This window comes from Streptomyces sp. A012304 (assembly GCF_026008495.1).
GTDB lineage: Bacteria > Actinomycetota > Actinomycetes > Streptomycetales > Streptomycetaceae > Streptomyces.
This window is the reverse complement of record NZ_BQUN01000182.1, coordinates 20,443-43,583: the sequence shown is the minus strand read 5'-3', so window position 1 is coordinate 43,583 and position 23,141 is coordinate 20,443. Positions and strand designations below refer to the sequence as shown.

Below are 23,141 nucleotides of genomic sequence, written 5' to 3'. Positions count from 1 at the left end.
CCGGGCAGGTCTTCCCGGGTGGGCGCCGCCGCGCCCGGTCGGGCGCCGGTGTCCGCCGGCTCCCTACAGGCTGTCGAGGAAGTTCCCGATGGCTTCCACGATCCGGTTGCGGCGGCGGTGCGCCTTGCTGCAGTACCGCTTCGTGCGCCAACGCCGACGCGACTGGGGAACCGGCGTTCCGCACCAGTCGCACGGCCATGTTCGGACCGCTGCCTGCCTCTGCATGCCGCACACCGTAGCGGGGGCGGGCTCGGCGCGTACAACCGGCGGCGCCGGGTCCGGCTTCAGCGCGTCTACGCTCTGCCGTCGGCGTTCAGGGGTGTGCCGTCCAGGGCGGTGTCCGTGACGGTGGTGCGGGTCTCGGTGATCACCTCGACTCGGCTGACCGAGAAGCAGCTCATTTCGTTCAGGAGGAAGCCCGTGCGGTGTTTTCCGCGCACCGCGCCGGAGTTCGCGCAGTGGCGTGTGCCGTCGAGGAGCCAGTCGTACATGCCGTGGACGTCGTCGTCCTGCCAGCCCTTGAGGTCGGCGGCGTGGATGCCGAGGGCCAGCTTCTCGGCGAGGTACTCGGGATCGAGGACGCTGCGGAAGCGGATGGTGAGGCGCTGGAACTCGTGGCCCGGGCCGAACTCCCACTGTGCCGACAGCTCGTCGACGCCGTTCGCCACGGGGCGGGCCTCGAGGAACCACCGGTACTCGTCCAGGAAGGGCGCGTGCCGGTCCAGCCACTGGCCGTGCTCCTGTGGCCGGATCACCCAGGGGTGCGGCACCTCGTCGAAGGCCGGCCACTCGACCTCTGGGCAGTCCCAACGCGATGTCCAGGTCCGGACCTTCTCGCGGTTGGCGATGAACTTCGCTCGGAGTTCGTCTCCCTCGCGCGGTTTGCGCCTGCGTGAGAACACGCGTCTTCCCCCTTCCGCCGGGCCCGTTGTCCGCGACAGCGGGCGAGGGGTGCCCGTCTTCGGCACCCGCCTTCGCGAGTCGATGCTCGGACAGACTCCGCGCCGACGGAAGCCACCGGGCGACCGCGGTTTGTCACCGACCTGTCACAGACGGGCAGGCCCGCACAACTCATGTGCGGCATGTCATGTCGAACCGGACGTCAGTCGGAAAAGGAGAAACATCGACCATCAGGGGCCAATTCATGATCGACCGAAGGAATCTCGCGCTGGGTGCCGCCGCCTTCCTGCTGCTGACCGGAGCCGGCATCACCGCCGCACCCGCCGCCTTCGCGGGCACGCCGGGCGGCACGTACGCGAGCGACCGCAACAGCGACTTCGACGGGGACGGCTACGACGACGTCCTGACCGGCGCGCCCGGCGGCACCGTCGACGGCCGGAAGGGCGCGGGTTACGTCACCGTCCAGTACGGCTCGGCCAGTGGCATCGGAACGGCCCACACTCTTCCACGGGTGCGTACCGCCGTCCTCAGCCAGGCGACGACCGGCATCGCCGGCGCGGCGGAGGCCGGGGACGCCTTCGGCGCCTCCGTCGCCACCGGTGACGTGAACGCGGACGGCTACGACGACGCGATCATCGGCGCGCCCGGCGAGGACCTGGACGGGGTGGTGGACGCGGGCCGGGCGAGCGTGCTGTACGGCTCCGCGAGCGGCCTGCGGGGCACCGGCAGCGTCTCGCTGGAGGCCGTGGAGCCCACGCGGGAAGCGGGCTACGGCGGTGCCGTGGCCGCGGCCCGCTTCACCGCGGCGACGCCGGGTGACGGGATCGCCGTGTCCGACGACGAGGGCGTCGACCTGTTCTCGGACGAGGGGCAGATGCTGCGCGTGACCCGTCTGGAGACCGTCGACGACCCCGGCGACCGGTCCGTGGTCCCGTTCACCCTGACGACCGGGAACTTCGACGGCGACGGATACGCCGACCTCGTCGTCTCCGGGCTCGGCCTGGTGGACGAGGAGGGGGTGCGGGGCCGGTCGGTGGTGTACGAGGGCGGTCGGCACGCCCTGGCCTACGTCCGCGATCTGACCGGCGGCCCGTCCGCCGCGGCCGGTGACATCAACGACGACGGATACGACGAGTTGGTCACCGGCGAGGAGGGCGGCCCCGGCTCCGGGGGCCTGGTCTCCATCCGCTACGGCGGCGAGGCGGGCCTGACCGACCTCGCCGACGAACTGACCCAGGACTCCCCGGGCATTCCCGGCACGGCGGAGGAGGGTGACGGCTGGGGCACCGACCTGTCGGTCGCCGACTCCGACGGCGACGGTCACGCCGACATCGCGATCGGCGCCCCCGGCGAGGACATCGGCACCGTGCCCGACGCGGGCGCGGTGTGGGTGGTCCGGGGTCAGGAGCGCGGCTGGACGCCGACGGGGGTGCGCTCCTTCGACCAGAACTCGACGCACGTCCCGGGTTCAGCCGAGGCCGGTGACGCCTTCGGCGGGCAGGTCCGGCTGGTCGACACCGACGACGACGGCCGCGCCGAACTGCTGGCCGCCGCCCCCGGCGAGAACACGGACGACGGGGTCGCCATCGCCTTCCCGACCGCGACCACGGGCGTCACCGCCGAGGGTTCCTGGCTGTACGGCGGCGGCTCGTTCGACGCCGTGGGCACGGACGCGCTGTTCGGCGCGGCGATCGACGAGTGACACGGCCGGCACCCGCGTCCGTCCCCGCCTCGCGGCCGGGGACGGACGGCACCCTCGCCCGCGGGGCCGCCCCGCGGGGTCGTAGAGTCGTGACCATGATCACGACAGGGGGAGGGGGCCGGGGTGCGTGAGCGCCGGAGCGAGAGGCAGCGGCGGCGGCAGGCGAGGCGCGAGCGGGGGCAGGAGAGCTGCGTCGACGGTGCGCTCGACAGTTGCCTGATGTGCCGCCAGTGCTGTCCGGAGATGTGGCTGGCATCGCTGGCCCTGGCGTTCCTCGCGCCCCGGGCGGGGGTGGCCGCCGAGCCCGGCGACGACCACGCCGCGCCGCGTCCGGCGGGTCGGGTGGCCGGGGCGATGTACGAGGCCGTCCGGCGGTACCGGGTCACGGTCAGCCCTGGCCGGCCCGCCTGCTGCCCGTACACGCCGAGCTGCTCGACGTACGCCGTGAAGGCCCTGGCCAGGCATGGGGCCCTGCGGGGCGGCCGGCTGATCGTGGGCCGGTTGCTGCGCTGTCGGCCTGAGGCCGCGCGGCGGCGGGGCTTCCGGGACCCGGTGCCCTCCTGAGGCCGGCGGGCTCCGGCACCGTGCGAGACGCCGGGCAGGACGGGACGGTCTGCCGCCCCGTCCTGCCCGGCGTCCTTCCCTCGTGAGGTCGCGCGCCGGTCAGCTCGCGCTGCAGGAGACCGTGGGCCAGGTGTGGTTGCCGTTGTGCTGGATGGTCACACCCCAGTTGTTGCCGCTGCCGTTGGGCTTGGCGGTCAACACCTGAGCGCTGGGATAAGCGGCGCTGACGTTCCAGGTGGAGAGGACCTTCGCCGGGGACGGGACGTTCATCGTCACGGTCCAGTTGCTGGAGCCGCTGACGGAGACGTTGAGGTTGTAGCGGTCGCTCCACTGCTGGCCCGCCGACAGCGTCGCGGTGCAGCCGGTGCCCCCACCGCCACCGCCACCGCCGCCGCCCGAACCGGTGCCGCCCACCGTGATGTTGGAGTTGCCGCTGCTCTGATAGCCCTCGGTGGCGAGGATCATGTAGTAGTTGAAGCTGCCGAGGGTCATTCCGGCGCGGGCCCAGGCGTCGAAGTGGTTGCCGGTGGTGATGGTTCCCCCGGTCCGCTTCGACTGCCGGACGCTCCAGTACTGGTTGAAGGTCCGCGTGCCCTCGACGGACGGGGCGTTGTAGCGGGTGGTCTGGTAGATGTCGTACGTGCCGCCGTCGCTGGTGACGGTGCCCTTGTAGGTGCCCGTCGGCCGGTAGGTGCCCCAGTTGTCGACGATGTAGTACTCGACGAGCGGGTTCGACGTCCACCCGTACAGCGTCAGGTAGGCGTTGCCGGACGGGTTGAAGGTGCCCGAGTAGGTCACGCTCCTGCGGCTGCCGGTGCTCCAGCCCTTGCCGGCCACGAAGTTGCCGGTGTTCCTCCATGTGGTGCCGTAGGTGCCGCCGTTGCCCAGGTTCATGGAGACCGTGCCCTGGCTGTCGGTCCAGAACGAGTAGTAGTAGCCGTTGTTGGTGCCCGTCTGGTTCGTGGTGATGACCGTGTCGGCGCTGGCGGCGTTCGGCAGGAGCAACGCGATCACGGCGGCCAGCGCGATGGCCCAGACACTGCGAACGAACGGCACGGGGCGGCCGCGACTGCGGTCCTTGGGGTCGATGGGCGCGTTCATGTCCGTGCTTCCTCCTCGTGGGGCTGGTGCGGGACCGGAACCGCCGACTGTCCGGAGCGAAAGTGTTGGCCGGACCCCGTCAACAGTCAACACTTTCGACACGAATTTCGAAACATTCGCATGATCATTCATATGGCGACTGAGAATTCCCGCAGCTCGGAGCAGGGAATTCACCTTGTTGTCCGCGAGTGAACCAAACTGGCTCGAATTCGATATCGCGTGGTGCCATTCGCTACTTCGAAACATTCGAAGCTTTTCCGAGCGCTTCCTCCCTCAGGCCGAGGTTCTGCCGGAGAGCGTCCCGGCCTCGGTCCGTCAGTCGCAGGACGCGGGAGTCCTCGGCAGGCACGAGCCAGGACTCGTGACAGGCGTGGTGGAACAGGCCCGCGGCCAACGCACCCGCGAGGTGCAGGCGCCGTTCCGTCCAGTCGAGGCAGGTCCGCACATGCGGCGCCGCCTCCCGGGCGATGCCCAGGTCCGTCAGCCACGCGGCACCCGACGGGGTGAGAGTGGGGCCGAACTCCCAGGCCAGGAAACCGCGTTCGGTCATCGCGTCGGTGATCGCCACGGACAGGGAGCCGCCCAGGTGGTCGTAGCAGACGCGGGCGAAGGAGACGGCGCGGTGCCGGCGTGCGGCGGTGAGCGATCGGACCGGGACGAGCCGCTGTGGGGCCCGGGCCGCCAGCGCCTCGATCATCTCGGCGATGCCGGGGTCCGCCAGACGCACAAGGCGGTGCCGGCCCCGGCGCTCCTCGGCCAGCAGACCGCCGGCCACCAGCCGGTTGAGGTGGCTGGTCGCCGTGGACGGCGCGACACCGGCCAGGTGCGCCAGTTCCGTCGCCGTCCAGGCACGGCCGTCGAGCAGGGCGAGCAGGAAGGAGGCGCGGGTCCGGTCGGCCAGCAGCGCTCCCAGGGAGGCGAGGTCCGGTTCCTCGGCGTGCACATCGGGGCTGGTCACCCGACCATTGTCGGCCGACGACACTTCGACGCGCGTCGAAACGTCGTGGCCCTAGCGTCTCGGGACATGACGACTGACACGCATCGAGTGATCCGGCCGAGCATCCTCTACTTCGGCACGCCCGTGGTCCTGCTGACCACCGAGAACGACGACGGCACCTTCAACCTCGCCCCGGTCTCCTCCGCCTGGGCGCTGGGACAGCATGTCGTCCTCGGTCTGGGAGCCGAGAGCGCCACCGTGCGCAATCTCGCCGAGCGCCCCGAGTTGGTGATCAACGTGGCGTCGCCGCGGATGTGGGAGCACGTGGAGCGCCTCGCCCCGCTCACCGGGGCCGACCCGGTGCCGGAGGGCAAGCGGGCGCTGTACCGGTACGAGCCCGACAAGTTCGGCGCGGCCGGGCTCACCCCCGCCGGCTCCGACCTGGTGAGGCCGCCGCGGGTGGCGGAGTGCGCCCTCCAGCTGGAGGCGCGGGCCCGTGCGCTGACGCCGGGCGGAGGGGGTCTCTTCCTCAGCGTCGAGTGCGAGGTGCTGCGCGTCCACGCCGACGAACGCATCGTCGTGCCGGGCACGCAGCACATCGACCCGGCGGTCTGGAGCCCGCTCATCTACAACTTCCGCCACTACCACGGCCTCGCCCCCGAGGTCGGGCACGGTTTCCGCTCGGAGACCGCCGGGCCCGCCGGCCGCGCGGCGTGACGTGTGCGGACGGCGCCCCTCACGCCGGGGCGCCGGCCGCGCGGTCGCGGTGCGAGGACGGCCTACAGGGCGCGTTCCATGCGGTCCGCCAGCAGCTGCACGAACCTCCCGGGCTCGGCGGGACGGCCTCCCTCGGCCAGGACCGCGAGGCCGTGCAGCAGCTCCACGCTCTCGGCGAGGGCGGTGCGGTCCCCGCCCTCGCGGAACGCCTGGTTCAGGCTCTTGACGAGGGTGTGCTCGGGGTTGAGTTCGAGGATGCGCTGGGTGCGCGGAACCTCCTGGCCCATCGCGCGGTACAGGTTCTCCAGCGCCGGGGTCAGGTCGTGGGTGTCGGAGACCAGGCAGGCCGGGGAGACGGTGAGCCGGGACGACAGCCGCACGTCCTTGATCTGCTCGGCGAGCCGCTCCTTCATCCAGCCGAGCAGCTCGGCGTACTCCTCGCCCTGCTTCTCGCGGTCCTCCTCCGAGGCGGTCTCCCCCTCGGCGTCGAGGTCGATCTCGCCCTTGGCGACGGACCGCAGCCGCTTGCCCTCGTACTCGCCCACCGTGTCGGTCCACACCTCGTCGACCGGGTCGGTGAGCAGCAGGACCTCGATGCCCTTGGCCCGGAAGGCCTCCATGTGCGGGGAGTTCTCGATGGCCTCGCGGGACTCGCCCGTCAGGTAGTAGATGTCGTCCTGCCCGTCCTTCATCCGCTCCAGGTACTGCTTGAGCGTGGTCGGTTCGGCGGCGTCGTGCGTGCTCGCGAACGACGACACCGCGAGGAGGGCGTCACGGTTCTCCGTGTCGGTGACGAGTCCCTCCTTCAGGACGGCGCCGAACTCCCGCCAGAAGGTGGCGTACCGGTCGGGCGAGGCGGTCATCATGTCCTTCACCGAGGACAGGACCTTCTTCGCCAGGCGGCGGTGCATCATCTGGATGTGGCGGTCCTGCTGGAGGATCTCGCGGGACACGTTGAGCGAGAGGTCCTGGGCGTCGACGACGCCCTTGACGAACCTCAGGTACGGCGGCAGCAGCGCCTCGCAGTCGTCCATGATGAAGACGCGCTTGACGTACAGCTGCACGCCCCGCTTGTAGCCCTGGGTGAACAGGTCGTGCGGGGCGTGCGACGGGATGAACAGCAGGGCCTGGTACTCGAAGGTGCCCTCCGCCTGGAGCCGGATCGTCTCCAGGGGGTTCGTCCAGTCGTGGCTGATGTGCTTGTAGAGCTCGTGGTACTCCTCGTCCTTCACCTCGTCGCGCGAGCGCGCCCACAGGGCCTTCATCGAGTTCAGCGTCTCGGGCTCGGGCGTGGCGTCGCCGTCGTCACCGGAGTCCTGCGCGGCCGGCTGCCGCGGGACCATGCGGACGGGCCAGGTGATGAAGTCGGAGTAGCGCTTGACGATCTCCCGGATCTTCCACGGGGAGGTGTAGTCGTGGAGTTGGTTCTCGGGGTCGGCCGGCTTGAGGTGCAAGGTGATGGTGGTGCCCTGAGGGGCGTCGTCGACCGTCTCCAGCGTGTACGTGCCCTCCCCGCGCGACGACCAGCGCGTGCCCTGGGCCTCACCGGCCCGGCGGGTGACCAGGACGACCTCGTCGGCCACCATGAAGCTGGAGTAGAAGCCGACGCCGAACTGTCCGATCAGCCCCTCCGCGCCGGCGGCGTCCTCCGCCTGCCGCAGCTCCTGGAGGAACTTGGCGGTGCCCGAGTTGGCGATGGTGCCGATGAGCTGTGCGACCTCGTCGTACGACATGCCGATGCCGTTGTCGCGCACCGTGAGGGTACGGGCGTCCGGGTCGGCGTCGATCTCGATGTGCAGGTCGGACACGTCGGCGTCGAGCGTGTCGTCCCGCAGGGATTCCAAGCGCAGCTTGTCCAACGCGTCGGAGGCGTTGGAGACGAGTTCCCGAAGGAAGACGTCCTTGTTCGAGTAGATCGAGTGGATCATCAGCTGGAGGAGCTGACGGGCTTCCACCTGAAACTCAAACGTTTCGGTCGGCATGGTTCGCGACTACCTCTCCGTCCCGGAAATCCGGAAAACTGACTGACGGCAGCCACTGTAGGACAGGCAGTGACGGCGGCCCCACCTCAGGCGGCGCGATCCCGCTCCCGGGCGGCCCGCGGCAGCCGGGCCGGCGCCGCGGGTGTGCGGGCGGGCCGCACCCGGTAGGTGGTCTTCGCCGGGTCGGTGACGGGCTCGCCGAGGGTGACGCGTCCGGTGGCGCGCAGGCGCTCGCACACATCGGTCGGGAGGGCGACGTAACAGCCGCCGCGGTCAGCGGCCGCGTCGACGGGCCGCCAGTAGCCGTAGCGGCGGCGGCCGCCCGCGTACTCGGTGACGAACACGGCGGTGCGGGAGTCGGAGATTATGCGCAGGACGTCGGCCTCCGCCGGGGTCCGCGCGGCGATCGGACGCCCAGCCGGACGCTGCGCCAGGTCGTGGAGGAACGGCATCGGCGTGACCTTTCCGGAGACGGGTTCATCGACACCGCTTACCCCGTCCGGGCCGGTGTTGATCTTTCTTGCGGGCATTCTTCAGCCCACCACTGACAACGGGTCCGTCCCGCCTCTCGGCGACCGCGCCGCAGGAGCCATGGGACTCCCGCCGGCGCGGGCCCGGCCGGGCCTCAGTCCTTGAGTTTCCCCAGGGTGGCCCTGGTGTCGGTCTTCAGCCAGTCGGCCACCTCGTCGATCTCCGGCGGGTCGGTGTCCTCGTCGTAGGTGGAGAGGTAGGCGCTGTAACTCATCGAGTACGTCGTCCAGCCGTCGCGTACGGCGAGGGTGGCGTAGCGGGAGCCGCTGGACGAGCCGCTCGTGGTGTCCTCGGACACCAGGTACGCCTCGTCGCCGATGCCCTCGACGGCCTCCACGTCGTAACCGGGGTGGTTCTCCTGGTAGTTCTTCCAGGTCGCCGTGAACTCGGGCCCGGGGTCGGTCTTCTTGTGCAGGTCCAGCTGGAGGGAGAGGTAGGCGTCGGCGTAGTCCGAGCCCGTCTTCTTCAGGCTGACACTGCAGTAACTCTGGTCGAGGGCGGCGTCCTTGAGGGCGTTGGAGGTAGGGGTGCCGTCGTCGGAGGGGTACTCGCTCTTGAAGGACGCGTAGTCCCCGCTGGAGCACAGGTTGGACGGCGCGGAGTAGCCGCGCAGGTCCGGCGTGTCCTCCGCGCCGCCGACCACGAAGACACCGACGGCCCAGGCGGCGGAGGCGACGACCGCGCCCAGCGCGGCCCACAGGACCGCCCGGCCGGCCCCACCGCCGGTGCGCGGCGGCGGCGGTACCGCGACGGGTCCGTACGCGCCCGGGCTGCCGTAGAGACTCCCGGGTTGGCCCGGCTGCCCCGGCTGGCCGACGAGGGTGGGCTGTCCGTAGAAGTTCGGCTGCGCCGGTACGGAGGCGGTCGGGGTCGGCTGGGTGCCTCCCTGACCGGCCGGGGCCGGGGTCTGGAGAGGCGGGTACGGGTAGGCGCTCGGCGGGGACGGCGTCCCGGACGGCTGCTCCGGCTGTTGCGGCGGCGAGGGCGGCGTGGACATGACGTGAAGATAAGGCAGAAAATGAGGTCAAGTCCCCTGTCGTACAGGATCGTTACGGCTTGGGAACATCTGTCGGGAAGCGTGCGCACAGGAGCGGCAGAAGGCGCTTTGCGGGGCTGAGCCGGAACGCGCACCGGTCACGTGGGGCTCCGCGCCTCCTGCAACCGGACTGGCCGAAAACGTGTCTTGGTCGGCGAGGCCGACGCGCCCCTGGGGAGGGAGCGGCGGCATGGCACGGCATGGGGGACGGCGATGGACGCGTGGATGGTTCCGGGGTATTCCGAGTCGTTCGAGATCGGTTCGGGGGCCAGTGGGCGGGTGGTGCTGGCCGTGCACGAGGGGACCGGTGTGCCGGTCGCCGTCAAGTACCTCAGTGAGTCGCTGCGGACGCGTCCGGGCTTCGTCCACGGGTTCCGCGCCGAGGCGGAGCTGCTCGGCGGGGTGCGCAGCCCCCATGTGGTCCGGCTGTACGAGTACGTCGAGGCGACGCGGGGCGCGGCCATCGTGATGGAGCTGGTGGACGGCGTCTCGCTGCGGACGCTGCTGGCGCGTGAGGGCCGGCTGGCTCCCGAGGCGGCCTTGGTCGTGCTCAGGGGTTCGCTGCTCGGTCTGGCCGACGCGCACCGGGCCGGTGTGGTCCACCGGGACTACAAGCCGGAGAACGTCCTGGTCTCCCCCGAGGGCGTGTCCAAGCTCGTCGACTTCGGCATCGCGGTGGACGCGGGCGTGCGCGCGGGTGTCGCCGGCACCCCGGCCTACATGGCCCCGGAGCAGTGGACCGGCGCGCCGGCCTCGCCCGCCACCGACGTGTACGCCGCCACCGCCACGTTCTTCGAGTGCCTGACGGGCCGCAAGCCGTTCGCGGGCGACAACCTGGTCGAGCTGGCGCTCCAGCACGTGGAGGGCGAAGTTCCCGTCGAGGAGGTCCCCGAGGCGGTGCGGTCGCTGGTGGAGCGTGGGCTGGCGAAGTCGACGGACCGGCGGCCGGCCGACGCGGCGGCGTTCGTCGCGGAGCTGGAGGAGGTGGCCACCGCCTCCTACGGTGACGACTGGGAGGAACGCGGCCGTGGCCGCCTCGCCGCGCTGGTGACCCTGCTGCTGTTCCTGCGGCCCGCCGCCGCCCCCGGCACGCCCCACACGGCCACCGACACCGCACGCACCGTGCTCGGCCGGGGCGGGGGCGGGGGCCGGCTCGGCCCGTGGCGGCCCTCGTGGCGGGGCGTCGCCGTGTCGGCGGCCGCCGTGCTGCTGGCGCTGCTGACGGCGCTGACGGACCGGGGCGCCGGCGCGGACGCGGCGGGGGACGCCGGGCGGGCGGCGGCGGTGGAGGCACTCGCCACCACGAGCGCCTCCCCGGACGCCGGGGCGGGCGCGATCCCGTCGGCCGCGGCGGCGCCGCCCTCGTCCGCCGCGCCGGCCACCACCGCCCCCTTCTCCCCCGCGGCGCCGGCGCCCGGCGCGGCCACCGGCGTCCCGGATCCCCCGACGGAGTCCGCCACCGCCTCGGCCTCGCCCTCGACGGACCCGCCCGATCCGGGTCCGTCCAGCAGCGGCCCGACCCCGCCGGACACGGGCGGCCCGACGACGGCCGCCCCCTCGTCGCCGGCCGCCCCCACCGTGAAGGACATCGCGGTGGCGGAGTTCCGGCAGACCGGACCCACCACGGCGACCGCCACCCTCACGGTCACGACGGACGGCACGGGCCCCCTCACCGTCACCGTCGGCTGGTCCACGGGGAACACCGCCGGACAAACGGGCACCGGCGACGGCGAACCCGTCCTGCTGCGACGCGACGGAGCCACCCGGTACACGCTCACCGTCGACCACACCTTCACCAGCACCGGCTGCTACTGGAGCGTCCAGGCCACCACCGGCCCCGCCTCCGCCGACGGCGGCGCGTCCCGGCAACTCCTCACCCGCCGGTGCGAGCTGCGATGACCACCGACGACACAGCCGGCACCGCCGACCGCGAGCAGCCGCTTCCCCTCTCGCCGGCGGACAGTGACGACTACAGCGCCACCGTGCTGGCCAGCCACTGGTTCCAGCGGCCCGAGCCCGACACCACGCCGGTGGCCGCCCCGGAAGACGGCACGACGCCGACCCTGCCCACCGACGGAACGGTTCTGCGCTTCGGTCCCGGCGTGACCGGAACCGCCCCGCGGCGCGCGTCCGCGGCAGCGCCGCCCACGCGCGTTCCCCGTCGACGCCGGCGCCGTCACGCGCTGCCCGCGCTGGTGCTCGCCGCCGTCCTCGCCTTCGTCTTCTGGCGGCAGCACGACGACCGGCCGGTCACCGTGCGGGCGATCACGGTGACGGCCGTGCGGGAGACCCTGGGATGCGACCGCACCGCGCACATCGTCGCGGTCGTCCGCACGGACGGACCCGGCGGCACGCTCTCCTACCAGTGGGTGCGCAGCGACGGCACCGTCTCCGCCGTACTGCGCGCCACCGTGGGCCCGGGCCGGGAGCACACCCGGCTGCGGCTGCTGTGGACCTTCGAGGGCGAGGGCCGCCACCCGGCGGTGGCGGAACTGCGGGTGCTCTCGCCCGTCCAGCGGTCGGCCGACGTCGCGTTCCTGTACGACTGCCGCTGAACGCCCCTCAGGACTTCACCCGCCCCCGACGGGTAGACGCTGCCTCAGCGGCACCGAACGAGAAAGGCGGCACAGTGGACGGATCAGCGCTGCGGGCCGTGGGCTGGGCCCGCACCCTGCCGATGGACAGCACCGTCAAGGAGGCCCGCGACTGGGCCCGCCGGCACCTCGACACGCTGGGCTGGACCAGCGACCAACCCGACACGGTGGACTCGATTCTGCTGGCCGTCTCCGAACTGGTCACCAACGCCCACCGGCACGCGCACAGCAGCGCCCAGCTGGTGATGACCTGGGACAGCCGCTGTCTGCACATCTCGGTCCACGACTTCTCCGCCGACCTGCCGACCCCGCGTGAGCCCAGCACGGAACGCGTGGGCGGGCGGGGCATGTTCCTGGTCGACGCCCTGGCCGACAGCTGGGAGGCCCGGCCCTGTCCGCACGGCAAGTCGGTCACCGCGTGCTTCCGTCCGATGTCCGCGGCGAGCTGAGGCGGACCGTCGCGGCCGTCAGGTGGTCCGCTTGCGGGCGAGGGTGATGCCGTCGGCCATGACCAGCATCGCGAGGTCGACCCGGTCGTCGTCGCGCAGCAGCTTGTTCAGGTCACGGACGGCCTGGGTGTCGGCGTCCAGCGCGGTCGGGTCGGCCACCCGGCCGAAGAACAGGGTGTTGTCCAGGACGATCAGACCGCCGGGGCGCACCAGCGCGAGAGCGGCCTCGTAGTACTGGGCGTAGCGGGCCTTGTCGGCGTCGACGAAGGCGAGGTCGAAGGTGTTGTCGGCGCCCTCCTCGCGGAGCCGCTCCAGCGTGGCGAGCGCGTCGCCGACGTGGGTGTCGACGCGGTCGGTGACACCCGCCCGGTCCCAGTAGCCCTGCGCGATGTCGATCCACTTGGGATTGAGTTCGCAGGTCACGATCTGCCCGCCGGGCGGCAGCGCCCTGGCCATGCACAGCGTGCTGTACCCGGTGAACGTGCCGATCTCCAGCACCCGGGTGGCGCCGGTCAGTCGGACGAGGAGGGACAGCAACTGCCCTTCCTCGGCCATGACCTGGAGGGACGGCCCGCCGGGCAGCTGGGCGTTGAGATCGCGCAGGTCCGCCAGGACGGGGTCGTCCCTGAGGGAGGTCTCGCGTGCGTAGGCGAGGAGTTCGGGGGTGAAGTGGGTCTGAGTGGCCATGGTGGTGGGCCGTCCGTTCGTCGTCGTGAGGGTCAGTGCGCCGATTCCCACGCCGGCCGGCCCGGCAGGTGGGAGGCGAGGAGCCCGGCGATCGTGTCGAAGAACTCCTCGCGGAACGTGTCCAGGTAGAAGTGGCCGCCCTCGAAGACCCGCAGCTCGAAGGGGCCGTCGGAGACGTCCGCCCAGCCGTCGGCCTCCGCGACGGCCACCTTCGGGTCGGCCACGCCGACCAGCGCGGTCAGCGGGCACGACAGGCGCGGCTCGGGGACGTGCCGGTAGGCGCGCAGCGCCGCGTAGTCGGCGCGCAGCGGCGGCAGGAACATCTCCAGGACGTCGGGGTCGCGCAGCAGGGTGGGGCTGGTGCCGCCGAGCTGGGTGAGCTCGCGCACCAGCGTCTCGTCGTCCATCTCCGCGACGGGCCTGCTGCTCTGCAGGTCCGGGGAGCGCTGGCCGGAGACGATCAGCTGCACCGGGCCGGGCGGGCGGGTGGTGTCCAGGAGACGTGCCAGTTCGTAGCCGACCGTGGCGCCCATGCTGTGGCCGAACACCGACAGCGGCAGGTCGGTCCACGCCGACAGCTCCGCGGCGATCCGCCGGGCCATCGCGCCGATGCCCTGGTCCGCGGGCTGGTCCCGCCGGTCCTGGCGGCCGGGGTACTGCACGGCGAGCACCTCCACGCCCGCGCGTGCGGCGAGTTCCGCGGACAGTGGGAAGAAGGCGCTGGCGGAGCCGCCCGCGTGCGGACAGCACACGAGTCGGGCCACCGGGTCGGGGACGGCGTGGAAGCGCCGCAGCCAGCCGTCGGTCGTGCCCTGTGCGTCGTACGGCGGGGTCACCGGTCGAGCTCCTCGTCCAGGAGGCGGGCGATGTCCTCCACCCGCGGATGGTCGTACACCAGGGTGGGCGGCAGCTCCAGGCCCAGGGCCTCGCCGAGGCGGGTGCGCAGTTCGACCGCCATGAGGGAGGTGATGCCCAGGTCGAGGAGTTCCGCGTCGCCGGCCAGGGGCTCGGGGCCGTCGTGGCCGAGGACGTCGGCGGCGGTGCGCGCGGTCAACCGCACCAGTGCGGCCAGGCGGTCGGGTGCCGCCAGGGCGGTGAGGTCCGGCGCCTGTTCGGTGTCCGCGGCCGGCTCGGTGTCCGGGGCCGGTTCGGCGTGCGGCGCGGGCCGCTCGGGGTGCGCCGTCGGGTCGGGCGTGTGCCGTGGCGCGGGGGGTACGGCGTCGAGCCAGTAGCGGCGCCGCTGGAACGCGTAGGTGGGCAGCGTCGTCAGGAAGCCCGGCCGGCGACCGTCGAACAGCGGGGCCCAGTCGACGGCCCTGCCGCGGGTGTGCAGTTCGGCCAGGGCCGTGACGTAGGACAGCGCCTCGGGCCGGTCGCGGCGGGCGGCGGGCAGGGCCCTGGTCCGCGGCGCGCAGTCGTGGCCGGCCAGGCATTCGGGCACCATCGAGGAGAGCACCCCGTCCGGGCCGAGTTCGAGGAAGTCACGGGCGCCGTCCGCCGCCAGCCGCCGCACCCCGTCGGCGAAGCGCACCGGCTGCCGTACGTGGCGCACCCAGTAGGCGGGGTCCGTGAGCTCGCCTTCGGCGGCGGTCTCGCCGGTCAGGTGGGAGACGACCGGGAGGGTGGGGCGGTGGTAGGTGAGTTCCTCGGCCGCCTTGCGGAAGTCGTCCAGGATCGCGTCCATGTGCGGGGAGTGGAAGGCGTGGCTGGTGCGCAGTCGCCTGCTGCGCCGGCCGTGCGCCGCGCACCAGGCCGCGATGTCCTCGACGGCCTCGGCGTCCCCCGAGACGACCGTGGCGTCCGGGCCGTTGACGGCGGCGATCGAGACCTGCCGTTCGCGCCCGGCGAGCAGCGGCCGCAGGTCCTCCTCGGTGGCCCGTACGGCGAGCATGGCGCCCACGCCCTCGGGAAGGGCCTGCATCAGCCGGCCGCGGGCCGCGACCAGCGCCGCCGCGTCCGGCAGGGACCACACGCCGGCGACGTGCGCCGCGGCCAGTTCGCCCACGGAGTGGCCGGCCACGAAGTCGGGGGTGACGCCGAAGCGGCGCAGCAGCCGGTACTGGGCCACCTCCAGGGCGAACAGTGCGGGCTGGGCGTACTCGGTGCGGTCGAGCAGCCCGGCGGCGGGGGTGCCGGGTCCGGCCCACAGCACCTCGCGCAGGCTCCGGTCCAGATGCGGGTCGAAGTGCGCGCAGAGGTCGTCCAGTTCCTCGGCGAACGCGGGGAGCGCGGCGCTCAGCCCGCGGCCCATGCCGGCCCGCTGCGCGCCCTGCCCGGAGAACAGCACGGCCAGTCCGCCCTCCGGGCCGGCGCCCCCGGCCGGCACCCCGGTGGCGGTGCCGCCGTCGGCGAGGCGTCGCAGGCCGCGCAGCAGAGCGTCGCGGTCGGCGGCGACGACCACGCCCCGGTGCCTGAGCGGGGAGCGGTGGCGGGTCAGTGAGTGGGCCAGGTCGGTGGGATCGGTGTCCGGACGGTCGAGCAGGTGGCGGTGGAGCCGCGTAGCCTGGGCGCGCAGGGCGGCGGGGGTCCTGGCGTACAGCGGATAGGCGAGCGCGCGGTCGCCCGCGGCGGACGGCGTGGCGTGCGCCTCGTCCGTGGCTATGTCCGTGGCCGTGGCCGTGCCCGTGTCTGTGTCTGTGTCTGTGTCTGTGTCTGTGTCTGTGTCTGTCGGTGTGTTCGGGTCGGGGGCCGGTCGGGGCTGCGGGGCTTGTTCGAGGATGACGTGGGCGTTGGTTCCGCTGACGCCGAAGGAGGAGACCCCGGCACGGCGCGGGCGGCCGGTGGCCGGCCAGGGCGTCGCCTCGGTCAGCAGCCGTACGGCCCCCGCGGACCAGTCGATGTGCGGGCTGGGCTCCTCGGCGTGCAGGGTCCTGGGCAGGATGCCGTGCCGCAGGGCCAGCACGGTCTTGATGACGCCGCCGACGCCCGCGGCGGCCTGGGCGTGTCCGATGTTGGACTTCAACGTGCCGACCAGCAGGGGGCGTTCGGCGTCCCGGTCCTGGCCGTAGGCCGCCATGAGCGCCTGGGCCTCGATGGGGTCGCCGAGTCTGGTGCCGGTGCCGTGCGCCTCGACCGCGTCCACGTCCTGCGGGCGCAGCCCGGCGTCGGCGAGGGCCTGCCGTACCACCCGCTCCTGGGAGGGGCCGTTGGGGGCGGTGAGGCCGCTGCTGGCGCCGTCCTGGTTGATCGCGCTGCCCCGTACCACGGCGAGCACGGGGTGGCCGCTTCGGTGGGCGTCGCTGAGCCGCTCGAGCAGCAGCAGGCCGACGCCCTCGCCCCACCCGGTGCCGTCGGCGTGCGCGGAGAACGCCTTGCAGCGGCCGTCCGGGGCCAGGCCGCGCTGTCGGCTGAACTCGATGAACGGGCCCGGTGTGGACATCACGGTCACTCCCCCGGCGAGCGCCAGGGCGCACTCGCCCCGGCGCAGCGCCTGGGCCGCCAGGTGCAGGGCCACCAGGGAGGAGGAGCAGGCCGTGTCGACGGTGACGGCGGGGCCCTCGAAGCCGAAGGTGTAGGCGATCCGCCCGGAGGCCACGCTCGGTGCGCTGCCGTTGCCGAGGAAGCCCTCGAATCCCTCGGGCGGCGGCTGGAGGCGGGAGGCGTAGTCGTTGTACATGACGCCCACGTAGGTCCCGACGGGTTCGCCGCGCAGGGTGCGCGGGTCGATTCCGGCCCGTTCGAGCGTCTCCCACGCGCACTCCAGGAGCAGGCGCTGCTGGGGATCGACGGTGAGGGCCTCGCGGGGCGAGATGCCGAAGAACTCCGCGTCGAAGTGGGCGGCCTCGGTGAGGAATCCGCCTTCCTTGCTGGAGCACTTGCCGGTGGCGTCGGGGTCGGGGTCGTAGAGGTTCTCCAGGTCCCAGCCCCGGTCGGCGGGGAAGGCGGACACGGCGTCGCCGCCCGCGGCGAGCAGCTCCCACAGCTCCTGCGGGGAGCGCACGCCCCCGGGGTAGGCGCACGCCATGCCCACGATGGCGACGGGCTCGTGCTCCCGGTCCCGCAGGTTGTTCAACTGCCGGCGTGCCGTGCGCAGTTCGGCCGTGGCGCGCCGCAGGTAGTCCAGGAGTTGTTCCTTCGACGGGGTCCCGTCCTCGGCGGTCATGCTGCACCTCTCTTGGTCGGTCGCGGGGCGGTGCGCTCGCGGGTCACGCCCGGCCCAGCTCGTCGTCGATCAGCGCGAAGAGCTCCTGCGTGGTGGCGGTCGCCAGGTCTCTGTCCGCCTTCACGGGCCGGTCGTGGGGTTCCTCCACCGTGCGCAGCAGGGCGCGCAGTCCGGCGGCCACCGCTGTGCGGTCCTCCTCGTCGGGCGGGGCGGCGGCCAGTGACGCCGTCAGGGACTCCAGGTCCTTGCGGACGCGGGACGCCGTCGTCGTCCGCGGTGTGTCGGGGGCGAGCCGCTGTCGCAGGTGGGCGGCGAGGGCGGCCGGGCTGGGGTGGTCGAAGACGACGGTCGCCGGCAGCCGTACCCCGGTCAGGCGGGTGAGCCGGGTGCGCAGTTCCATCCCGGTCAGGGAGTCGAAGCCGAGGTCGAGGAAGCCGCGGTCGGTGTCGATCGCCTCGGTGTCCGGGTGGCCGAGGATGTCGGCGGCGGTGGAGCGCACGGCGTCGACGAGCGCGGCGTCGAGCGCGGCCCCGGTCAGCCCGGCCAGCCGGGCGCGGGCGCCGGTGTCCCCGGCCGTGCCCTGCGGGGTGTGCCCGGGCGCCGGGACGAGGGTGCGCAGGAGGTGCGGGACGGGGCTGGTGCGGGCGCGGGCGCGCAGGGCGGCGACGTCCAGCCGCAGGGGGACGAGGACCGCGTCGTGGGCGGAGCCGTCCGTACTGTCAGGGCCGCCCTCCGACGCCATGACACCCGGAAGGCCGCCGCCCTCCGACGCCGCGTCAGCCGCGGGGCGGTTGCGGGACGCCCGGGCCAGGGACGCGTCGAAGAGGGCGAGGCCCTCGTCCTCCGTCAGCGGTACCAGTCCGGCCTGGCGCAGTCGGCGTGTGTCGGTGGCGGTCAGGCGGGCCGACATGCCCTGCTCGGTGCCCCACCAGCCCCAGGCGAGGGAGACGGCGGGCAGGCCGAGCGCGCGACGGTGGGCGGCGAGGGCGTCCGTGACGGCGTTCGCGGCCGCGTAGTTGCCCTGTCCGGCGCCGCCCAGGAGGCCCGACGCCGAGGAGAAGAGCACGAAGGCCGACAGGTCCCGGTCGCGGGTCGCCTCGTGCAGGTGCCAGGCGCCGTCCGCCTTGGCGCCGAGCACGGTGTCGAGGCGGTCGGTGTCCAGGGACTGCACCGGGGCGTCGTCGACGACTCCCGCCGCGTGCACGACCAGGCGCAGGGGCCGGTCGGCGGGGAGCGCGGCGATCAGCCGGTCCACGTCGGCACGGTCGGCGACGTCGCACGCGGCGAGGGTGACGCGGGCGCCGAGGGCCGTCAGCTCCTCCCTCAGCCCGGCCGCTCCCTCGGCGGCCTCGCCGCGGCGGCCGGCGAGCACGAGGTCCCGTATCCCGTGCCGGCTGACGAGGTGGCGGGCGATCAGCGCGCCGAGGGCTCCGGTGCCTCCGGTGATGAGGGCGAGCCCGTCCGGGTCGATCGGCGCGGGCGGGTCGGAGGGGAGGGACGGCACACGTTCCAGCCGGGGCGCGTACAGCTCGCCGGCACGCAGGGCGAGTTGGGGCTCGCCGGACTCGAGGGCCGTGGCGAGGAGGCCCGCGGTGTCCGCCGTCGGTCCGTCGTCGGGGACGTCGAGCAGGAGGAAGCGGCCCGGGTGCTCCGACTGGGCCGAGCGCAGCAGCCCCCACACGGCGGCCTCGGCCGGGTCCGGGGCGCCGTCGCCGGGCCGTACCGCCAGGGCGCCCCGGGTCATCACCACGAGCCGGGAGTCGGCGAGCCGGTCGTCGGCCAGCCAGCGCCGTGCCGCGTCCAGGGCGAGCCCGAGCCGCCGGCGCACTCCCCGGTCCGGGCCGGCGTCCGAGGGGCCGGGGGCGGGCGGCAGCACCACCGCGGAGGGCACCGCGGCGTCGTCCGCGAGGCCGGCGGACAGCGACGCGATGTCCGCGTGACGGCCGCCGCCCACCGCGTCGAGCGCCCGCTGCCAGGGGTCGGCGGCCGAGGTGATCAGGCTCCATCCGCCTGCGGGCGGTGCCGCCGGCGTGGCGGGCAGCGGCTGCCAGCCCAGACGCAGCAGGGGTACGCCGCCGGGCCGGGCGGGGCCCACGATGTGCTCCGGGGACTCGGGGCGCAGGGCGAGCGCGGCCACGGACACCACGGGGCGGCCGGTGTCGTCGGTGAGGTCGATGGCGACCGCGTCGGGGCCCGCGGGGCGGAAGCGGCCGCGCAGGGCGGTGGCGCCGGAGGCTCGCCAGGTGACGCCGGTCCAGGAGAACGGCAGCCCGCGGCGCCGCTCGGTGCCTTCGGGTCCGGTCTCGGCGAGGGCGCCGAGGGCGACCGGCCGCAGCACCGCGTCCAGCAGGGCCGGATGCACCCCGAACGTGTCGCCGGTCTCCCGCAGTTCCCCGGGCAGCCGGGCGTCGACGTAGATCTCGTCGCCCAGCCGCCAGGCCCGGCGCAGCCCGAGGAAGGCCGGGCCGTAACCGAAGCCCGTCTCCTCCAGGCCGTCCATCAGCGCGTCGAGGTCCAGCTCGCGCGCGCCGTCCGGCGGCCAGACGCCGGGGCTCCACGGCACGGGCGCGGGCGGGTCGACCGGGTCCCGGGTGAGCAGGCCGGTGGCGCACCGGGTCCACTCGGCGGCGTCGGGGTCGGTGTCGTCGCCCGCCGTACGGCAGTGCACGGTGAACGGCAGTCCGCCCGTCGGGTCGGCGGTGCCGGGCTCGGGGTCCACGGCCACCTGGAGATGGAGGTCCCCCGTCTCCGGCACGGTCAGGGGGTGCAGGAGCGTGAGTTCCGCGAGGTGCTCGTGGCGCAGCCGGGCCCCGGCGGCCCGCAGCAGCTCGGCGACGGCGGTCCCGGGCACGACGGCGGTGCCGCGCACGGTGTGGTCGGCCAGCCAGGGCAGCCGCCGCACCGACAGGGTCGCGGTGAACGTCCAGCCACGGCCGTCGGCGCGGCGGAGGGCGGCCGTGAGCAGCGGGTGTCCCACGGTGGTGAGGCCGGCGGCGTCGGGCATCCGTGCCGAGGGGGCGTCGTCGAGCCAGAAGGTCCGGTGCTGGAAGGCGTAGGTGGGCAGGGGCACGCGGCGGGCGGGTGTGGTGCCGGTGAGCGTGGCGGGCCAGTCCACGGCCGTGCCGCGCACGTGCAGTTCGGCGAGGGCCGTCAGCAGGGAGCGGACCTCGGGGCGGTCGCGGCGCAGGACCGGGACGACGAGGGTCGGGTCGCCGTCGTCCGGGTCGTCGGCGGTGTCGGGCAGGCACTGGCGGGCCATGGGGGTCAGTGCGGCGTCGGGGCCGACCTCCACGAACCGGGTGACGCGGTCCTGGTGGAGCGTGGTGACGCAGTCGGCGAAGCGCACCGGCAGCCGTATGTGCCGGACCCAGTAGTCGGCCGAGCAGATGTCCGCCGCTTCGGCGGGCCGGCCGGTGAGGTCGGAGACGAGGGGGATGCGCGGCGGGTGGTAGGTCAGTCGCTCGGCCACGGCCCGGAAGTCGTCGAGGACGGCGTCCATGCGGGGCGAGTGGAAGGCGTGGCTGACCCGCAGGGTGGTGGTCCGGCGTCCGCGTTCCGCCCAGTGTTCAGCGATCCGTGTGACGGCGTCGGTGTCCCCGGCGATCACGGTCGCCCGCGGGCCGTTCACGGCGGCGACGGAGACGTGCCTGTCCTGCCCGGCGAGCAGCGGAAGGACTTCCTCCTCGCCTGCCTGGAGGGCCACCATCGAGCCGCCGGACGGCAGTTGGCCCATCAGCCGGCCGCGGGCGGCGACCAGGGCGGCGGCGTCGGGCAGGGACAGGACCCCGGCGACGGTCGCGGCGCCGAGTTCGCCGATGGAGTGCCCGGCCACCACGTCGGGGTGGACGCCCGTCGACTCCAGGAGGCGGAAGAGGGCCACTTCGAAGGCGAACAGGGCGGGCTGGGCCCATTCCGTGCGGTCGAGCAGAGCCGCCTCGGGGGTGCCGGGGTCCGCGAACACGACGCCGCTCAGGGGGCGTTCGAGGTGGGCGTCCAGGTGGGCGCAGACTTCGTCCCAGGCGTGGGCGAACACCGGGAAGCGGGCGTGCAGTTCGCGTCCCATGCCGGGGCGCTGGGCGCCCTGGCCGGTGAAGAGGAACGCGGTCTTCGGCTCGCCGTGGACCACGCCCAGCGCGGTGTTCTCGGCCGGTTCACCGGCGGCGACCGCGTCCAGGCCGCGCAGCAGTTCCGCGTGGTCCTCGCCCACGACGACGGCCCGGTGTTCCAGTGCGGCGCGGGTCGTGGCCAGGGACAGCGCGGTGTCGGCGACGGGCACCCCGGGGCGGGCGGCGGCGAAGTCCCGCAGCCGTCGCGCCTGCGCCCGCAGCGCCTTGGCTCCCCTGCCGGACACCGTCCACGCCACAGGGGACGGTCGTTCGGCGACCGGCGCGTCGTCGGGGGCGTACGACGGGGCCGGCGGGGCCTGTTCGACGATGACGTGCGCGTTGGTGCCGCTGATGCCGAAGGAGGAGACGGCCGCGCGGCGCGGCTCCCCCGTCTCGGGCCACGGGACCGCCTCGGTGGCGAGGCGTACGGCGCCGGACTCCCAGTCGACGTGCGGGGTGGGGGCGGTGACGTGCAGGGTCCTGGGCACCGTTCCCGCGCGGATCGCCTGGACCATCTTGATGACGCCGCCGAGTCCGGCGGCGGCCTGGGTGTGGGCGAGGTTGGACTTGAGGGACCCGAGCCACAGCGGGGGCCGCCCGGCGTCCCGGGTGCCGTAGGTGGCGAGGAGCGCGTGGGCCTCGATCGGGTCGCCGAGGGTGGTGCCGGTGCCGTGCGCCTCCACCACGTCGACCTGGTCGACGGTGAGGGCGGCGTCGTCGAGGGCGGCGCGGATGACGCGCTGCTGGGCGAGGCCGTTGGGCGAGCTGAGCCCGTTGCTCGCGCCGTCCTGGTTGACGGCGCTGCCGCGCACCACGGCGAGGACCTCGTGGCCGAGCCGTCGTGCCTCGTCGAGCCGTTCCAGCGCGAGGACGGCGACGCCCTCGCCCCATCCGGTGCCGTTCGCATCGGCCGAGAACGACCGGCACCTGCCGTCGGCCGCCAGTCCGCGCTGCCGGCTGAACTCGATGAACGCCCCCGGCGTGGCCATCACCGCGACGCCCGCCGCGAGGGCCAGTGCGCACTCGCCGGCCCGCAGCGAGCGGGCGGCCAGGTGCAGGGCGACCAGGGACGACGAGCAGGCCGTGTCCACGGTGAGGGCCGGGCCCTCCAGGCCGAGGGCGTAGGAGAGCCGGCCGGAGAGCACGGCGGGCGAGCCGCCGGTCAGCAGATAGCCCGCCAGCTGCTCGGGGACGTCCTCGTGGACGCGCGGCCCGTAGTCCATGGCCCGGCCGCCCACGAACACGCCCGTGGCGCTGCCCCGCAGCGACAGCGGGTCGATGCCCGCGTGCTCGACCGCCTCCCAGGTCACCTCCAGCAGCAGGCGCTGCTGCGGGTCCATCGCCAACGCCTCACGGGGTGAGATGCCGAACAGTCCGGCGTCGAAGGCGCCCGCCTCGTCCAGGAAGGCGCCCTCCCGTACGTAGCTGCGGCCGGTGCCGCCGTCGGGGTCGTACAGCGCGTCCACGTCCCAGCCCCGGTCGGTGGGGAAGGCGTGGACGGCGTCGGCGCCCCGGGCGACCAGGTCCCACAGGTCGTCGGGGCCGCTCACCTTGCCGGGGAAGCGGCAGGCCATGCCGACGACGGCGATGGGCTCGCGTCCGGCGTCGGTGAGGCGTTGGTTGCGGGCGCGCAGCCGTTCGTTGTCCCGCAGGGCGACGCGCAACGCGTCCACGAGCCTGTCGGAGGTCGCCGCCATCACCGTCTCCTCGTTCTCGGCGTGCTGGGGATGCTG

16 protein-coding genes are annotated in these 23,141 nt (G+C 73.7%); 6 read left to right on the top strand and 10 right to left on the bottom strand.

The window, feature by feature from the left end:
• Nucleotides 1-293 precede the first annotated feature (293 nt).
• Nucleotides 294-902 carry a hypothetical protein gene (locus tag ALMP_RS36140; RefSeq protein WP_264936060.1) on the bottom strand — a complete coding sequence of 203 codons (609 nt, stop codon included), beginning with the start codon at nucleotides 900-902 and terminating at the stop codon, nucleotides 294-296.
• 242 nt (nucleotides 903-1,144) lie between these two features.
• Between ALMP_RS36140 and ALMP_RS36135 the strand changes: the two genes are divergently transcribed.
• Nucleotides 1,145-2,602, top strand: a complete 1,458-nt coding sequence (locus tag ALMP_RS36135) for an FG-GAP repeat protein (protein WP_264936059.1) — start codon at nucleotides 1,145-1,147, stop codon at nucleotides 2,600-2,602.
• Nucleotides 2,603-2,725: 123 nt separating this feature from the next.
• Entirely contained in the window at nucleotides 2,726-3,166 is a 441-nt protein-coding gene (gene yidD, locus ALMP_RS36130) for a membrane protein insertion efficiency factor YidD (RefSeq protein ID WP_264936058.1), read from the top strand.
• A gap of 99 nt (nucleotides 3,167-3,265) precedes the next feature.
• Here the strand turns inward: yidD and ALMP_RS36125 are convergent, their stop codons facing one another.
• Nucleotides 3,266-4,267, bottom strand: coding sequence for a glycoside hydrolase family 11 protein (locus ALMP_RS36125; RefSeq protein WP_264936057.1), 1,002 nt, complete (start codon nucleotides 4,265-4,267; stop codon nucleotides 3,266-3,268).
• A 232-nt stretch (nucleotides 4,268-4,499) separates the two neighbouring features.
• The gene (locus tag ALMP_RS36120; protein WP_264936054.1) at nucleotides 4,500-5,225 is read right to left on the bottom strand and encodes a helix-turn-helix transcriptional regulator; all 726 of its coding nucleotides are present in this window, start codon (nucleotides 5,223-5,225) and stop codon (nucleotides 4,500-4,502) included.
• Between the two features lie 66 nt (nucleotides 5,226-5,291).
• On the opposite strand from ALMP_RS36120, the gene ALMP_RS36115 reads away from it, so the two are divergent.
• Nucleotides 5,292-5,921, top strand: a complete 630-nt coding sequence (locus ALMP_RS36115) for a flavin reductase family protein (RefSeq protein WP_264936052.1) — start codon at nucleotides 5,292-5,294, stop codon at nucleotides 5,919-5,921.
• Nucleotides 5,922-5,983: 62 nt separating this feature from the next.
• Here the strand turns inward: ALMP_RS36115 and htpG are convergent, their stop codons facing one another.
• The 3 genes from htpG to ALMP_RS36100 all read right to left on the bottom strand — a co-directional run bounded on the left by htpG (nucleotide 5,984) and on the right by ALMP_RS36100 (nucleotide 9,431).
• Complete coding sequence (gene htpG / locus ALMP_RS36110; protein ID WP_264936051.1) at nucleotides 5,984-7,903, bottom strand: molecular chaperone HtpG; 1,920 nt, start codon at nucleotides 7,901-7,903, stop codon at nucleotides 5,984-5,986.
• 86 nt (nucleotides 7,904-7,989) lie between these two features.
• Entirely contained in the window at nucleotides 7,990-8,433 is a 444-nt protein-coding gene (locus ALMP_RS36105) for a hypothetical protein (RefSeq protein WP_264936049.1), read from the bottom strand.
• Nucleotides 8,434-8,528: 95 nt separating this feature from the next.
• Nucleotides 8,529-9,431, bottom strand: coding sequence for a hypothetical protein (locus tag ALMP_RS36100; protein ID WP_264936047.1), 903 nt, complete (start codon nucleotides 9,429-9,431; stop codon nucleotides 8,529-8,531).
• 264 nt (nucleotides 9,432-9,695) lie between these two features.
• On the opposite strand from ALMP_RS36100, the gene ALMP_RS36095 reads away from it, so the two are divergent.
• The 3 genes from ALMP_RS36095 to ALMP_RS36085 all read left to right on the top strand — a co-directional run bounded on the left by ALMP_RS36095 (nucleotide 9,696) and on the right by ALMP_RS36085 (nucleotide 12,513).
• A complete protein-coding gene (locus ALMP_RS36095) occupies nucleotides 9,696-11,369 on the top strand; it encodes a serine/threonine-protein kinase (protein WP_264936045.1) in 1,674 nt (557 codons plus the stop codon).
• Entirely contained in the window at nucleotides 11,366-12,025 is a 660-nt protein-coding gene (locus tag ALMP_RS36090) for a hypothetical protein (protein ID WP_264936043.1), read from the top strand. The genes ALMP_RS36095 and ALMP_RS36090 overlap by 4 nt, the downstream gene beginning before the upstream one ends.
• Before the next feature lie 74 nt (nucleotides 12,026-12,099).
• Complete coding sequence (locus tag ALMP_RS36085) at nucleotides 12,100-12,513, top strand: ATP-binding protein (RefSeq protein ID WP_264936042.1); 414 nt, start codon at nucleotides 12,100-12,102, stop codon at nucleotides 12,511-12,513.
• An 18-nt stretch (nucleotides 12,514-12,531) separates the two neighbouring features.
• Here ALMP_RS36085 and ALMP_RS36080 read toward each other — a convergent pair whose 3' ends face one another.
• The 4 genes from ALMP_RS36080 to ALMP_RS36065 are packed head-to-tail and all read right to left on the bottom strand — an operon-like array spanning nucleotide 12,532 to nucleotide 23,108.
• Nucleotides 12,532-13,200 (bottom strand): O-methyltransferase, encoded by a 669-nt coding sequence (locus ALMP_RS36080; protein WP_264936040.1) that lies wholly within the window; start codon nucleotides 13,198-13,200, stop codon nucleotides 12,532-12,534.
• A gap of 32 nt (nucleotides 13,201-13,232) precedes the next feature.
• A complete protein-coding gene (locus ALMP_RS36075) occupies nucleotides 13,233-14,036 on the bottom strand; it encodes a thioesterase II family protein (protein WP_264936038.1) in 804 nt (267 codons plus the stop codon).
• Nucleotides 14,033-17,302: a beta-ketoacyl synthase N-terminal-like domain-containing protein gene (locus ALMP_RS36070; protein WP_264936036.1), complete on the bottom strand. Its 3,270-nt coding sequence runs from the start codon at nucleotides 17,300-17,302 to the stop codon at nucleotides 14,033-14,035. Before ALMP_RS36070 ends, ALMP_RS36075 begins: the two co-directional genes overlap by 4 nt.
• A 43-nt stretch (nucleotides 17,303-17,345) precedes the next feature.
• A complete protein-coding gene (locus tag ALMP_RS36065; protein ID WP_375803595.1) occupies nucleotides 17,346-23,108 on the bottom strand; it encodes a type I polyketide synthase in 5,763 nt (1,920 codons plus the stop codon).
• Nucleotides 23,109-23,141: the final 33 nt, after the last annotated feature.